We start from the raw sequence: 15464 nt of genomic DNA, 5'->3' as shown, positions 1-15464 counted from the left end.
TCCCGTATTAATTCCAGCCGTTTTCAACCGGGTATAATTGGTTTTTTGAAGTTACAGTAAGTTGTGCAAGAAGCGGATCGCCTCTAATGAGCTTTTTTCTCAGGAAGAAAAAAAGACAGTATCGTTGCTATGAGCAATGCCGCAGGAATAGCTAATAATGCAAACTGATAATCCTGTAAAGTATACGCATCCTGAGTATTGACCCTGTCTAGTAGAAAGCCGATAAATGACTGCAGGAGGGGGGCTGTAATCATTGCCAATGTGTTGGTAAAGCCTGTGCAAGTGGATAAGGAATCCTTCGGAGCCAGTTCATTAGCGATGGAAAAAGCAAGCATATATGCACCGCAGCAGCAACCAATTGCAAACATTAGAAAACCAGCATTGAACAAGCGCTCGATAGGCCAGTAAATCACTAACAAAAGTAATAGGTTGGTCGAAATACAGGAGCATATTATCAACGGCTTGCGTTTGCTGAAAAAATTAGAAATGTGCCCAAAAAATGGGCAGCTTACTGCCGCACCCAGAAAAAACATGGCGCCTAAGAGGCTTGCCTGGGGCAGGGAGCAGTTCAATTTTACCTGTAGAAAAGGCACTGCCCAAAGAGCGCCAAATACAGTAACAATGGTGAAATTCAAGCCCACAAATAAACCATTTATCCAGGCTTTGCCATTACGCAAAATTCGCCACAGTTGCTGGCCATAATCAGGATGATTGGTAAGAGGACTTGGACTGTCTGGAATATTTTTCCAGCATAAAGCTGCTATGAATAATCCGGCAATCCCCGCTGAATTAATAAAAGCGCGCCAGCCCCATTCATTCAAAAGCGAACCCATGCCAATCATTGCAATAACGGTGACAATAAATGCCAGGGTTTCGGATAAGCCTATCATAAACGCAAATTGTTTCAGCGGAAAATGCTGGCGTAAAATGTGAGAAAATCCGACAAAGGCAAAAGCAGAACCGATTCCTATCAGAAAGCGGCCAAAAAAAAGTCCTAAAAGGCTTTGGGAGCTCGCAAAAACAAGACAGCCAACACCGCAAATAGCCGCATTCAACGCCATGAGATAACGCGTGTTTTTACGATCAAACAAGATGCCTACTGGTATTTGCAGGCTGGTATAAAATACATACAACGAGCTGCCCAGCAGGCCTGCCCCAAACGCAGAAAGCTCCATGGTGTGCATAATGGAACCAATGACAATGCCAGATGACAATTGCAAAAAAAATTGAAATAGAACAAACGATACACCTGTAAGCCAAATAAGCAGGTGTGATTCTGAAGAAGAAATACTAGCAGCAAACATAGGTTTTAAGTAATTGGATGAATTTTAAGTAACATACCGACTCTTGGATGATCCAGGTAGTACAACATATTGGCTTCCAAGCGTTGCCGTTTTGAGAAGACAAATGATGACTGCTGGTTATCAGGTGGGAAAAATGCTAAATCGGTATTCAAATCGTAGTAATGACGATGTTGAATTTTAAATGTACCTTTTACTTGCCAGCCATCTCGTAGATTGACTGGCAATGAAACCGTTTTATTATTGCTATCGGGCTGAACCCAGGATCCCTGAAACAATACGCGATATTGAGGCTGCCGGTTTATCGCCCAGTATGCAGTGCGCAATGAAGAAGCGGCAACGGGTAAAAGCGAATATGGCGAGGCGGCATCGCCATTTTTTTGCAACAGAATAGACTGCCGCGCACTGGAGATGACGCCAGGAAGCCATTCTTGTTCCTGATGTTGCGAGACAGCTTTTTGATGAAGAAAAATAATCAAATCAATCTGATAAGACTTTGGTTTATTTTGTGCATATGCCCATGAAGTAAAAATTATCAATAAGGCAAATAAAAATTGTTTTGGCATTGTCAGCGCATCAAATTTTTTATGCTGCCATTATACACAGCAAAGCAATTTTAATGTAGGGTAAATTAGCAATTAATTAAGAACAAGAATTTTGGTTCCCCGCACTTATTTTTTGGCTGTAAATCACCCGGCATCCCTATGAAAAGTGACAAACCGCAGAACTTCACACCTTATCCAAATCAGTTACTGCGGTTTTAGCCAAGCTTTAAAACCTATTGTTGTTGTTCTTCCTCAGGCGGTTGTTTTTTGGCCGGAGGGGCTTCTGGCACTTCAGCCGGAGGGGCTTCTGGCACTTCAGCCGGAGGGGCTTCTGGCACTTCAGCTGCTGTTTGCGTAACATTTGCATCAGTTGTTTGCAGCTTTTGGAGTTCGGTTTCAGTTAAAGGTATGCCCGGATTGTTTTCTAATAATTTTCGTTCTTCCGCAAATGGTGCAGGCTCAGGCGGTGGTTCATTTTTTACGATTGTATTCTCATCCAATACCTCAGAAGAAGGAATTGCGCCAGTAGCCTCAGCCGTACCTAGAACACTGATTGGTTCAGGTGCAACTGTTGCTACTTGTGTAATCGGGGCGCTTTGTATTTCTTCTTCTGATATTTGCACCACATTATTCGCTACAGGTTCAGATTGTACAAAAGTGCTGAGCGGTACAGCAGTTATGCCATCTGTAACATTGATGTTTTGATAAACAATATCAACATTCTGGTTGTTATATATATTAGTTACATAGGTCTGGTTGATAATGGTGTTGCTTATATTAACCTGGATAAAATAATTTTGACTTACCTGATAGGGCGGTATGTAAACTTCTCCGGGAGCCAGAGGAAACCAGGCAATGCCATTTGTTTGTGATCCGACTTGCAGTTTGAACTTTGTCCCACCTATAAATGCGACAAGGGCCGGAGCGTAAATCGGCTCAACCTCCAGGGGTCCTGGAACCCAGGCCCATTGCTGCTCTATATATAGCCATCGTCCATAATGGAAAGGCGCGAATCCCCATGGTTGCTCATCTACCCAGGTCCATCCCCATCCGCTCACCCATATCCATTGCCCTGACCGGTAGGGAGCCCATTTTTTTTGAACTGTTCTTGGAATCCAAACAGTGCCATACTGCTTAATTGTTTTCCATTGACCATGTTTTTCGAGCTCGGCATAGCCAATCACTTCAGAAGAAACATATTTTGCTGAAACGTGCTCCAGCAGCTTATCCCGACTCATACACCATCGGTCAAAATTATCCAGTGCGGGTAATTTAGGGCATTGACGGTTTTGCAAATTTTTACCGGTGAAACGACATGAAAGTCCTGCCCTGATTCTAAAGCTTGTTTTTTCTCCGTAAGCTATTCCTTCACCTCTTCTCACAGTAATAACAGTAGCATTTCTTGTTTTGTCTACATCGACCCGATAGTAACCTGGCTTCTTAAAGGTAAATGCGAGATTGGGTGTACTGAGTTCATAAATGTGTTGAGGCTTTATGCGTTGAACTTTGATGACAATGCTGCCTTGTGTCAGCTTAACCTGAGTAATTTTATTCGTGAGGTTAAGAACTTTTAAGCTGGTCAAGCTGTCTGTGCGAATCACCGCATTACTTAGCTGCAGTTCCAGACGTGCTTGCCGGGCAGTCCATACCCTGTCGCCGCGGCTGATAGGCCGATTCAGGATGGCTTTAACCCATTTTTTTTCACCTGCGGGCAAAAAGCTAATTTTGCCCGTTGTATAGCTCAATCGGGCAACTGTAGGATAAGTGTCATTTTGCAAGGCCGCATTGGTAAAAGAGGCTGCAATGAGCAGGAAAAAAGCAAGAAAGAGGTGAGTTATCCATTTGAAATAGCTCAGATACTTATCCATAACATTCCTTGTTTTTGTATAAGTTCAGTCCCTGGCAGGACACCGCCATGCTCGAAACGGTTAGCGTTCAAATTAGACGGCTCAACGAAGCATGAGCACAGGAGACTGAGCTATTAATTTTTTCACATATATTTAGAATAGATTGTGTTTTTAAAAAGTAAAATATTACTCTTCGACATCATAAGTGTATCGCTACATACATTTTATTTTGTGCTACATTTAAAAACCGTTCTACAAAATTACTCATCCAAGGAAAGTAAAATGCATAAAAATAAAATGGATAAAATGATCAAATCGGCAATTACAACTGCTTTGAGCTTAACGGCCGCAGGTATTTTGATGACCTCAAATCAAGCGTTAGCCGCTGAAAAAGGAAAAGAAAAATGTTACGGAATCGCTAAAGCCGGCATGAATGATTGTGAGACGGCAACCACATCCTGCGCTGGCACTTCAAAAGTCGATGGCCAAGGCGATGCCTGGATATATGTACCCGAAGGTATATGCAAAAAAATTGTTGGCGGCTCGCTTGAACCTCAAACTGATAAAGGCTGATGGCAAGCAAACATCACTCATTTAAGCCAGGCTCCTACAGTGTAGGAGTCGGCTTGCGAAGCCAGCATTATCAGGAATTTCTTACGCCATCACAAGGTATTGATTTTCTGGAAGTTCATCCTGAAAATTATTTTGGCAAAGGAGGAAATCCTCATTATCATCTTGAGCGTATTGCAAAACATTACCCATTGAGTTTTCATGGTGTGGGTTTATCGCTGGGCTCAACTGATGGCATCAATAAAGCCCATTTAGAAAAACTCAAATCCTTAATAGATTGCTATGAACCCATTTTAGTATCGGAGCATTTATGCTGGACCTCTGTCAAAGGAATTTATTTTAATGACTTGTTGCCGCTTCCTTATACCGAAGAATCTTTAGATCTTGTTATTAATCACATTAACCAAGTCCAAGATTATTTGAAACGGCCCATTTTAATTGAAAATATTTCTACTTATCTTGAATTTGAACATTCGGAAATGCCTGAGTACGAATTCATCAACCAAGTGATTAAAGCTACTGGGTGCGGAATGTTGCTTGATATTAATAATCTCTATGTCAATGCCAACAATCATGGTTGGTGTATGGCTACCTATCTGAATAATTTACCCTTCATTGCTATTGAGGAAATCCACCTTGCCGGGTTTACGCGCAAGGAATTTGATGATGGCTCAATATTAATTGATACGCATGATAAACCCGTAGCAGGCGCAGTATGGGATTTATACATACAATGCATACAAAGGATTGGATCAAGGCCAACCCTAATTGAATGGGATAAGGATCTGCCTGAGTTAACCACTCTATTAAAAGAGGCAGAAAAAGCAAAAGCCATTTTAGAGAATGCCCATGTTGCTGCGTGAATTACAATGCCAGTTTAAAGAATCTATTTTCAATAAAAAGCAATTGAACCTGGATGCTTTCATTAGCAAGAAAAGCCTGCCAGCAGAACGGCTTTTGCAGATCTATCGAAATAACTGTTTCATTAACTTAACGGAAGCCTTGGAGAGCATTTATCCTACGGTTTTAAAATTAGTTGGGGAGAACTTTTTTTCAGCTACCGCGAAAGCTTATATCCTTGCCCATCCGTCTGTTTCAGGTAATCTTCATGATTTTGGCGAATTATTTTCAAGTTTTCTTCAAGAATTTCCACCCGCGCAGCCTGTGCCTTATCTCCCGGAAGTAGCTCAATTAGAATGGGGAGCACATCGAATTTATCACGAAGAAGACAGTAAGCCGCTTGATGTGCAAGAACTATCTAAATTTTCCGAAGATGAATCGTTGAAACTCAAATTTCAACTGAAAACGACAAGCAGGCTTTTTTCGTTTAAATTCCCAATCTATACCATTCATCAATTTTGTCATAAAGATAATGAAGATGCGGAGCTAACCCTTAAGGAGGAAGGTGAGTCTGTTTTAATTACTCGCGATAAAGAACACGTTTGTCTTGTAGAATTAACTAGAAGTGAATATGCTTTTTTATCAGCACTGGAAAAAGAAAGTGAGCTACAAGAGGCATGTTTGAAAGCGTTAACGATTGATGAATGTTTTGATGTGCAATCTATTTTGCAAAAACACTTAATACTCGGGACATTTTGCGGCATATATTTATAGGAACAATATGCCTACAATTTAACCATATATGGAGCCATTTTGAAGAAGTTCTTTAAGAATAGTTAGGGTTGAGTTAACGAGCAACTCACTAAAACCACCTTGATATGATTAAGCAGCTTCTTAAATTTCATATCCAAAAACATAAGAGTCAATTATTATGATGGTGTCAGGATGACAGAGCAAATCAGGCGCTGGGGATTACTGGTTATGTTGCTTGTTATTCTTGGGCTTTTTTTCCATTTTCGCCTTTACCGTTATTTATCTTTTGAAAGCCTAAAAATGCATCGTGAACTGCTGCTCAGTTGGATGGAGCGAAATTTTCTGGAAGTTTTTTTAAGTTTTATGGTTATTTATGTGCTTTCAGTGGCGGCCTCGGTTCCTGGAGCCACGCTTCTAACCATCACGTCCGGTTTTTTATTTGGTCCAATTTTAGGTATGTTTGCGGTTATGGTAAGTGCTACGATAGGAGCGTTTATTATATTTTTAGCTGTGGACCTTGCTTTTCGTGACTGGGTGGCGCAAAAAGCGGTGAAGTGGCTTAGGAAAATGGAGAAAGGTTTTCAAGAAAATGCATTTTCTTATTTATTGTTTCTGCGGCTTATCCCACTTTTTCCCTTTTGGGCATTAAACATTGTACCTGCCTTGTTAGGCATGCGAAAAAGCACCTATATATTGGCTACTTTTCTTGGCATTATCCCAGGTTCATTTGTCTACGTAATGGTTGGGAATGGGTTGGGTCATGCATTGGATGAGCATAAAAAACCAAGGCTTGATATTATTTATGACCCTAAAATTTTATTGCCAATCTTGGCACTCGCTTTTTTATCCATTTTGCCGACGCTTTATAAAAAAATCTTTAAGAAGAAGCAAGGACGTGCATCGTGAGTCAAACCATTCAATGCGACATTGCAATCATTGGCGGAGGGTCAGCCGGTTTAAGTTTAGCTTCAGGTGCGGCGCAATTAGGAGCAAAAGTTGTATTGATTGAAGGGCATAAAATGGGCGGAGATTGCCTAAATTACGGCTGCGTTCCCTCTAAGTCCCTGCTCGCTGCAGCAAAATCGTTTTATCATATAATTGATGCGGGTTATTTTGGAGTAAACGCTAAAAAGGTTGATATTAATTTTTCCAAAGTGATGGAGCATGTACATTCAGTCATCAATGCAATAGGTGAGCATGATTCAGTCGAGCGCTTTGAATCCCTGGGTGTCAAGGTTATTAAAGAGAAGGCAGAATTTCAGGATGCGCAATCATTAAAAGCGGGCGAGTGCCTTATTGAATCAAAATATTTTGTCATAGCGACCGGTTCGTCTCCTTTTGTTCCTTCCATTGACGGTTTGGACAAGGTTTCTTATGAAACCAATGAAACTATTTTTAATTTAAAAACAAAGCCCCTCCATTTAATTGTCATTGGCGGCGGGCCTATTGGTTGTGAGCTGGCACAAGCATTCGCCATGCTAGGTAGTTGCGTTACCATTTTGGAGGCAGAAACAATTTTGCCGCATGACGATCAATCTTGTGTTGAAATCGTGCGCAGGCAATTGGAAAAAAACAAGATTACCTTGCATGAAAAAAGCAAAGTCATCAAGGTAAAACAGGATCATAAAGAAATTCAGGTAATGATTGAAAAAGAGGGCAGCGCAATGGAAGTCATCGGGAGTCACTTATTGGTTGCAACCGGCCGACGACCGAATGTCAAGGATTTAGGTTTGGATAAGGCAAATGTCAAATATTCTCCCAAAGGAATAGCAGTCAATAAACATTTACGCACCAGCAACAAAAAGATTTATGCCATTGGAGATGTTACTGGAAGCTACCAGTTTACACACATTGCTAATTATCATGCAGGAATTGTTTTACGCAATCTTTTATTTTGGCTTCCAGCTAAAGTGGATTACCATTCGCTTCCCTGGGTTACCTATACCGTACCAGAGCTTGCTCATGCAGGGATGAGCGCTAAAGAAGCATCCGAAAGGAGTGATGTGCACACAACCGAATTTTCTTTTGCCGATAATGATCGCGCTCAGGCAGAGTATGCGGCGTCCGGAAAAATTAAAGCAATTACTACCAAAAAAGGCAAAATTTTAGGGGTGACGATTGTCGGTAAAAATGCAGGTGAACTGTTACTGCCCTGGATAATGGCTATTCGAGAAAAGAAAAGTTTACGCGCCTTTACTGATGCCATCGTGCCTTATCCCACTTTCAGCGAAGTCAGCAAACAAGTGGCCAGTGAGTTTTATAAGCCGAAATTATTTTCCAAATCGGTAAAAAAAATTGTGCATTGGTTGCTTAAGTTAGGATAAAACATGATTGAGCAAAGTTTACGCCGCTATTATCAATCTTTACTGGTAGACCCATCGGCAGGGTATTTAAAAGCAAAAATTTCACCCAATGGAGTGACGCTCTTATCCGGTTTATTCGGATTTTTAGTGCTTCCGGCTTTATGGTTTCAACAAACGCTGCTCGCGGTTAGCCTGCTTCTTATATCGGGTTATTGTGACACTTTAGATGGCACATTAGCGCGCTTTAGCCAAACAACCTCTGCCTGGGGCAGTGTGCTGGATATCATGATGGACCGAGCTGTGGAATTTATCGTGGTTTTTGCTCTTTGGAGTGTTGCACCAGATGATCGAGGCTTTTGGTGCTTGATGATGTTGGGCAGCATGCTGATGTGCATCACCAGTTTTTTGGTGGTCGGAATTTTTACAGAAAATAACTCAGAAAAAGGCTTTCATTACAGTCCAGGCATCATGGAGCGGGCTGAAGCGTTTATCTTTTTTATTGCCATGATGATATGGCCAAACGTTTTTACTATTCTTGCGGCGCTATTTAGTTTGTTAGTATTTATGACCGCAGGGGTAAGGCTATATCAGTTTTATATACAACAAAAAGGATGAGGAATGCGTATTTCCCGGCAAACTATAAATCGGGTTCCTTGGTATTTAAAGCCCTTTTTCTGGAATCAAAAAAGAAAATAAAGGCAATCATTGAATTAACCGCCTTGACTGCCTTTCAAAACATGTTCAGTAAATTCAACGCAGCGTTGGAGATCGCGCCTCAAGGATTTTGCAATAAACCTGCGTCAAATGAATAGGGAATTTTAAAAGGCATGCAAACCTCAACAGTAAAACGAAGTGCCAAGTCTATGTTTAGGAATATAAAATGATTGTAGCATTTGGAGCTTGAATGCGCCCCCATAAAATACTGTCTAACTTTTAATTGGTCGGAGTGACAGGAATTGAACCTGCGACCCCTGCCTCCCGAAGGCAGTGCTCTACCAGTCTGAGCTACACTCCGATAAATTTAACCCGAATTTTCTATAAAAACTTATGCTATTAAGGGTCTAGTGGTCACGTAAGATAGCATATTGCGCAAGTTCTGCAAGGGCATCTTTATACACCGAATTGGGGAGTATTTGCAAGGCTTGAAGCGCTTTGTCAATTTCTTCTGCTGCCCTCTTTTGAGTATAATCAATGGCTTTGGTTTCCTGAATGGCTTCCAATATTTCCGGCAGGTTCTGGAGGCTGCCCTGTTGAAGGCTCGCTTTTACTTTTTCCTGCTGAATTTGAGTACCATGTTTTAATACATGCAGTAAAGGCAACGTCGCTTTGCCGTCTGCCAAATCATCGCCAATATTTTTACCAAGGGTTTTGGCGTCTGAACAATAGTCGAGGGCATCATCTATCAGCTGAAAGGCATTACCAAGATGCAGGCCATAATTATACAAGCCATTGTTAATCTCCTCACTTGCCTTGCTGATCAGAGAACCAAGACTTGCGGAAGCGGCAAAAAGCAATGAGGTCTTTGAGCGGATTACATCAAAATATTCAGCTTCGGTTAGGGTGATATTATTACGGTTCAGGAGCTGTTTAATTTCCCCACACCCAATTTCATGGGAGATATCTGTCAACAACCGCATGATCTTTAAGTCGCCAACATCTATCATCAGGTGCATATATTGGGTGAAGAGATAATCGCCAACGAGAATGCTGGCTTTGCTTCCCCAGATTTCATTTGCTGTTTCGCGGCCACGGCGTAAAGTGGATTCATCAATGACATCGTCATGCAATAATGTTGCGGTGTGGAAAAATTCTACCATGGCGGCCAGTTTGATATGATCCCTGCCTTTATAACCACAGGCATGGCTTGCCAGCAAGATCAGCAAAGGCCTCAGGCGTTTGCCGCCGCTTTGTACGATATGATTGGACAGGTCATCAATCAAACTGATCTGGGATTGAATTTTTTCAATAATCAGCTGATTAACCGCTTCAAAGTCCTCGCTCACCAGGCTGCGCAAACGGTGAATCGCCATGATTTTCCCCGGATTTGCAAATAAAGGAATCCTAAGCGCGGCCTCGTATAAAGTCAAGCTCGTTGATTGTCTTCCAGTATACCTTTCCTGATAGTCCTATTTTGCAAATTTAATTTCAGATGGTGTAAGATTCATTTCTTTTTAATTTATGGATAATAAAAACGGATGAAATTGATTTATGAAATTTGATTCTATCCGCATTGTGCTTGTCGCTACTTCCCATCCAGGAAATATTGGTTCTGCAGCCCGTGCTATGAAAACCATGGGCTTAAAACGGCTTTATCTGGTAACGCCCAAGTCATTTCCCGATCAAAGAGCGTATGAGATGGCAGCTGGTGCTGACGATATTTTGGATAATGCTGTCGTTACTTCATGTCTCTCAGATGCGATTAAGGACTGCCAATTGGTGCTTGGCACCAGTGCCAGGCCTCGAGGCATTGCACTGCCTGGATTGCTTCCGCATTCCCAGGCCGAGCTGCTGAACGGACAGTCTCACCAACATGAAATTGCCATACTGTTTGGGCGGGAACACGCCGGATTGACTAATGAAGAATTACTCTCATGCCATTATCATATTCATATTCCCAGTAATCCTGAATACAGTTCTTTGAATCTTGCACAGGCAGTCCAGATTATTGCTTATGAATTGCGTATGAAATCTCTGGCAACGGAGCTGGATAAAACAGAGGAAGGGTTAGACCTTGCGTCTATGGCGGAAATTGAACAGTTTTATGAGCACTTGCGAGAAGTATTAATCGCAATTGATTTTTTAAAACTATCCAATCCCAAACGCCTTTTACAACGGCTGCGCAGGCTGTTTAACCGCTCAAAACTTGAAAAAACGGAAGTCAATATTTTACGCGGTATGTTAACTCATATTCAGTATGCAATAAAAACAACAAAACGTTAACTGATATGATTTTTATGCAAGGAGATTAAATGAACAAATACCCGATTTATCTGGATTATATGGCCACAACTCCTGTTGATCCAGCGGTCATTAAGCAGATGATTCAATATTTGGGTCCTGATGGAAATTTTGGTAATCCCGCGTCAAAAACCCATGTATACGGCATCAATGCCGCAAAAGCTGTGGAGAAAGCCCGCGAGCAAATCGCTGAGGTCATTGGCGCGGAGCCTTTTGAAATTGTTTTTACTTCAGGAGCCACTGAAGCCGACAACCTTGCGATATTGGGTGCCGCCCGTTTTTATCAGCGTAAAGGAAGGCACCTTGTCACCATGATGACTGAGCATAAGGCGGTATTAGACAGCTTTAAACAATTAGAGCGTGAAGGATTTTTAGTAACCTATCTCAAACCGAAAAGAAATGGCCTGCTTGATCTTGATGAATTGGCACAAACTCTCCGGGACGATACGATATTGGTTTCGATTATGCATGTTAATAATGAGATTGGTGTAATACAGGATATTGCAGCAATTGGAAATTTGTTAAAGGATAAGGGAATTATCTTCCATGTTGATGCAGCGCAAAGTGCTGGAAAAATTGCCATTAATCTTCAGGAATTACCCGTTGACTTGATGTCATTTTCCGCTCATAAAAACTACGGCCCCAAGGGGGTAGGCGCTTTATACGTGCGCCATAAGCCGCGCGTTCGCCTGCAACCAATATCGTTTGGCGGGGGACACGAAGGCGGCTTGCGATCAGGGACATTGCCAACGCATCAAATTGTAGGCATGGGAGAAGCATTTATTTTGTCAGAGTCTTTGCGCGCCAATGAACAGGAGCGCCTCTTGCGCTTTAGGCAGAAAATCTGGAATGGCATCAAGGATTTGCCAGGAATCATTTTAAACGGCGATATGCAATGCCGGATTGCCGGAAATTTAAATTTCAGTATCCAGGGAGTTGAGGGCACCGCTATGCTCAGGGCCTTAAGCGATTTGGCAATCTCTACAACTTCAGCCTGCTCTTCAGCAAGTACTGAACCTTCATATGTCCTGCGCGCCATTGGTTTGAGCGAGGAGTTGGCATATAGTGCCGTACGTTTGTCGTTGGGACGCTTTACGACTGAAGAGCAGGTGGATGAGGTGATTGCCATTTTTACCCGTGAAATACCTAAATTAAAGGAATTATCGACCCATTGATATATAATAAATAGTATTACAAGCCAGCTATTAAGGGTTTTCCTCATGAATGAAGTTGTACAGCACGCCAGTGATAAAGAATTGCAAATGGTTAAATTAACCGATCCTGCATTGCGGCATGTTATTGCTTATCTGAGTAAACAAGGCAGTAAAGGTATCCGTTTATCAGTTAAGAAAACAGGATGCTCTGGGATGTCCTATGTGATCGATTATATTGATGAGCCAGGCGGCGATGATTATGTTGTGCCTTTAAATGATGATTATGTGCTCTGTGTTGATAAGAAAAGTTATCCTTTCCTCAAAGGTGTGGTGATGGATTATATCAAGCAGGGTTTAAATTTTAAGTTTGTATTTACTAATCCAAATCAAACCGGCCAGTGCGGATGCGGTGAAAGTTTTACAGTCGAATAGAAAATTTCTGAATTGGAATTTCATTTTTATTTCAACCCATGTAGATTGCTATAAAAATTTGGCAAACAAGAACCCTAATGCTCTAAAGGCTAATTTTATCAAGTGCCGGCTCTTGCAAGGGCCGCACTTTTATGCAATAAATGAGGTTGCGCTTTGCTATTTGATCAAAAAAATTGTTCTTGCGGAATAAATGATTTTCCGCGCAACATGGGCGCGCTGCTTAGCGAATCATTGTCAAAATTAGAAGATTATGATTAAGCGCCACATGAGGTAATACATTATTTTTTAGGAGGTCCGAGCATTTTGCAATTCTAAAGGAATTTATCCGGAGCATAGCTTTCCAAACGTTCCAAAAACGCTCAAGATTGCAAAAAAACAAAACGCACAACATCAATTTGAAGTGAGCCTGCAGTAAAAACTCATATAGATTCAGAGTAAAGTGGAATTATTCGGAGTGTGAGTTATGCCCAAATTGTCTGCTCTTCATCATCAAGCCTTTTTGCAGTTGCAGGAATGCTATCAAGAACAAATCAAACAAGTAAAAAATATACCTCTTAATTTAGCCAATTTAATAGAAATTTATTCAGGCCCAAGAGATCAGGTCGTTGCCTTCAAGATTTGCCTTGAAACTTTAAAAAATGAAGAAGTTTTTAAAGAAAATATCCCCCCGTTTATTGATGAATTCCAACGATGCAAATTAATGAGAGTCTGTCGGCTTTTATTTGCCGCAGGAATTCTCAATTCGATTGATGCTGTCGATAATTTTAATCTTATTGTAAAGCATAAAAATCTCAACGCCTTACTTCTTGTTTTTGAAGAGCTAGAAAGCGAACAGCGGCTGAAAGAGCACTTGACTCAAAGCGTATTTGAAAAAATTGCTAACCATCCTTCGCCGCTGGCATTGCTCAGGGTGATTTCGCTCTTGAAACAGGCAAACTTGTGCATAGGTCAAGATGCAAAAAACAATTTTGATTTAATCCTTGATCATAAGAGCATTGGGCTTATGGCAAAATTGCTGCAACAATCTCAAGTCAATGAACTGTTGTTTGGAGAGAAGGGGCAAATTATTTTCACAGTTCTTATGAATCACCCAAATCCAACATATTTAATTGACATATTTAACCATCTTGTACAGTCAAATTTATTCAAAGAACAGATCGATTCTGATGATTACATCGCTGTTGCAAAACATGAAAATCTGATCTCGCTCATTGAGGCGATAAAATTATTAGAAAGCGCAAAGTTGCAAGATAGTAAGCACGCCAAAGTCATTTTCAGAGAACTTATCAACTGCAGGAATCTTTTGAGCGCCACATCAGGTTTAATGAAGCTCAAGCGGTGTGGCATGTTTTTGATGGATGAAGTTCAGGAAAGTATGTCGGCAGTTATCAAACATAAAAAACCAGAGCTTCTGGCTGAAATTCTTACCAGGCTTTATTCCAGCTGTTTGATGGATAAAGAAAATGCTCTAATGAATATTCAAGCAGCAAGCGAGTATTCAGAGCCGGAATCTCTTAATGCGGCGCTTAAAATATTAACTGCCACCACAACCCTAAACAGTAGAAAACAAAAGCAGCGCAATTTTTTAGACCTATGCAACTATCCAAAGCCCGAGTTGTTGGCATCAGTTTTGAAAATCCTCAATGAAACGGATTTGCTGGTGGGTCAAGAAGAAGATTCTATCCGAGAAAGTCTCAGCAAGCACCCAAACCTTTATGATTTTTCAGTGGCCTTGAATATGGCTTTTAATCACGGCCTATTGTTTGGTAAAGAGGCAAAGCTAAATTTTGAGGTCATACTGAATCATGACGTTCCAAGATCAGCAAGTGCCGCCCTGATTGAGCTAAAAAATGCATCCTTACTCTACCATAAAGAGGCAGGGAGTTACCGTAAGGCAATTTTGCGCCATCCGCATCCTGATTTAATCAGTGGCGCCCTTAAAGAACTGAATGATCAAGATATGCTTTATGGAGAGAAACAAAGCCACCTGTGTTCAGCAATTAGCAAAAGCGATAATCCTTATGCTGTGGCACGGGCCTTGATAAGGCTTAAGAGAACAAAACTCCTGGATTTGGGCTATAGCGCCATCATATATGAAGCGATCGGTGTTCATGAGAAACCCTATGCTCTGGCCACCGCTCTTGAAGAATTAAAGACAGGAGGTTTGTTGCAAGGCAAAACCGCGCCATTATATCTTAAGGCAGTCATCAACCATGAAAAGCCTTGGGAAATAGCCACTGTTTTGAAAAAACTTAAAACGCTGAATAAAGCATCAGAAAAATGGCTGGGGGTGTTGATAAATGATCTGAGGGCCAGTGAAAAACCTGAAAATTTGATCAGAGCTTTTAAAAGACTTGATAAAGCAGGGCTCCTTGCAGGAAAAGATGCAAATTTAAATTATAAAACGATTGCGCAACACCCAGAGCCTTTGACGATAGCCAATGCGCTCTGGAGGCTATCGTCGGCTCGTATGCTCGAGGGAAGTGAAGCGCAAATTTATCGTGAATCTGTAGCAAATCACGAAAACCCGGAAGCTGCAAGCTGGGCTCTGGTTTTATGCTGTCAATCAGGCCTGTTTCAAGGAGAGAAGGCGGAGAAAAACAGAGAAACCATTCTTAAGCATGATAATATCTGGTCTGCCATAGATGCGCTTGACATCTTGCGTGACAAGGATTTATTAGGTTCAATCACCATTTAATTATGCCCAAATAGCAATGGCAGCGAGAGCAATGGACGAGATAAAAATGGAGTCACAACGGTC

Annotated in this window: 14 protein-coding genes and 1 tRNA gene; 10 read left to right on the top strand and 5 right to left on the bottom strand. The window is 41.3% G+C overall.

The window, feature by feature from the left end:
* Positions 1–83: 83 nt before the first annotated feature.
* The 3 genes from Llon_RS01675 to Llon_RS11360 all read right to left on the bottom strand — a co-directional run bounded on the left by Llon_RS01675 (position 84) and on the right by Llon_RS11360 (position 3714).
* Positions 84–1304, bottom strand: coding sequence for an MFS transporter (locus tag Llon_RS01675; protein ID WP_083503231.1), 1221 nt, complete (start codon positions 1302–1304; stop codon positions 84–86).
* Positions 1305–1309: 5 nt separating this feature from the next.
* Positions 1310–1867, bottom strand: coding sequence for a CsiV family protein (locus Llon_RS01670; RefSeq protein WP_058528342.1), 558 nt, complete (start codon positions 1865–1867; stop codon positions 1310–1312).
* A gap of 212 nt (positions 1868–2079) precedes the next feature.
* On the bottom strand, positions 2080–3714 hold the full coding sequence (locus tag Llon_RS11360) for a DUF6600 domain-containing protein (protein WP_058528341.1): 1635 nt from the start codon (positions 3712–3714) through the stop codon (positions 2080–2082).
* A gap of 144 nt (positions 3715–3858) precedes the next feature.
* Between Llon_RS11360 and Llon_RS01660 the strand changes: the two genes are divergently transcribed.
* The 6 genes from Llon_RS01660 (at position 3859) to Llon_RS01635 (ending at position 8774) form a co-directional block, all read left to right on the top strand.
* Positions 3859–4266, top strand: coding sequence for a BufA1 family periplasmic bufferin-type metallophore (locus Llon_RS01660; protein WP_337589087.1), 408 nt, complete (start codon positions 3859–3861; stop codon positions 4264–4266).
* Positions 4266–5126 carry an MNIO family bufferin maturase gene (bufB, locus tag Llon_RS01655; RefSeq protein WP_058528340.1) on the top strand — a complete coding sequence of 287 codons (861 nt, stop codon included), beginning with the start codon at positions 4266–4268 and terminating at the stop codon, positions 5124–5126. Before Llon_RS01660 ends, bufB begins: the two co-directional genes overlap by 1 nt.
* Positions 5113–5877: an HvfC/BufC N-terminal domain-containing protein gene (locus Llon_RS01650; RefSeq protein ID WP_058528339.1), complete on the top strand. Its 765-nt coding sequence runs from the start codon at positions 5113–5115 to the stop codon at positions 5875–5877. Before bufB ends, Llon_RS01650 begins: the two co-directional genes overlap by 14 nt.
* 171 nt (positions 5878–6048) lie before the next feature.
* Positions 6049–6762, top strand: a complete 714-nt coding sequence (locus Llon_RS11680) for a TVP38/TMEM64 family protein (protein WP_237758234.1) — start codon at positions 6049–6051, stop codon at positions 6760–6762.
* Entirely contained in the window at positions 6759–8180 is a 1422-nt protein-coding gene (locus Llon_RS01640; protein WP_058528338.1) for a dihydrolipoyl dehydrogenase family protein, read from the top strand. Before Llon_RS11680 ends, Llon_RS01640 begins: the two co-directional genes overlap by 4 nt.
* Before the next feature lie 3 nt (positions 8181–8183).
* A complete protein-coding gene (locus tag Llon_RS01635) occupies positions 8184–8774 on the top strand; it encodes a CDP-alcohol phosphatidyltransferase family protein (protein ID WP_058528337.1) in 591 nt (196 codons plus the stop codon).
* A 323-nt stretch (positions 8775–9097) separates the two neighbouring features.
* Here Llon_RS01635 and Llon_RS01625 read toward each other — a convergent pair.
* Together Llon_RS01625 and Llon_RS01620 are read right to left on the bottom strand one after the other, a co-directional pair.
* Positions 9098–9174, bottom strand: a tRNA-Pro gene (locus Llon_RS01625).
* A 46-nt stretch (positions 9175–9220) separates the two neighbouring features.
* Complete coding sequence (locus Llon_RS01620; protein ID WP_058528390.1) at positions 9221–10189, bottom strand: polyprenyl synthetase family protein; 969 nt, start codon at positions 10187–10189, stop codon at positions 9221–9223.
* 178 nt (positions 10190–10367) lie between these two features.
* Here Llon_RS01620 and Llon_RS01615 point away from each other — a divergent pair, with 178 nt between their 5' ends.
* The 4 genes from Llon_RS01615 (at position 10368) to Llon_RS01600 (ending at position 15401) form a co-directional block, all read left to right on the top strand.
* A complete protein-coding gene (locus Llon_RS01615) occupies positions 10368–11099 on the top strand; it encodes an RNA methyltransferase (protein WP_058528335.1) in 732 nt (243 codons plus the stop codon).
* Between the two features lie 29 nt (positions 11100–11128).
* The gene (locus Llon_RS01610) at positions 11129–12292 is read left to right on the top strand and encodes an IscS subfamily cysteine desulfurase (protein ID WP_058528334.1); all 1164 of its coding nucleotides are present in this window, start codon (positions 11129–11131) and stop codon (positions 12290–12292) included.
* Positions 12293–12337: 45 nt separating this feature from the next.
* Positions 12338–12703 (top strand): HesB/IscA family protein, encoded by a 366-nt coding sequence (locus tag Llon_RS01605; protein ID WP_058528333.1) that lies wholly within the window; start codon positions 12338–12340, stop codon positions 12701–12703.
* A gap of 463 nt (positions 12704–13166) precedes the next feature.
* A complete protein-coding gene (locus tag Llon_RS01600; RefSeq protein WP_058528332.1) occupies positions 13167–15401 on the top strand; it encodes a hypothetical protein in 2235 nt (744 codons plus the stop codon).
* Positions 15402–15464: the final 63 nt, after the last annotated feature.

Source organism: Legionella londiniensis (genome assembly GCF_001467825.1).
Taxonomy (GTDB): domain Bacteria; phylum Pseudomonadota; class Gammaproteobacteria; order Legionellales; family Legionellaceae; genus Legionella_A; species Legionella_A londiniensis.
Note: the sequence above shows the minus strand (reverse complement) of the source record. Positions and strands in the feature narration are given on the sequence as shown.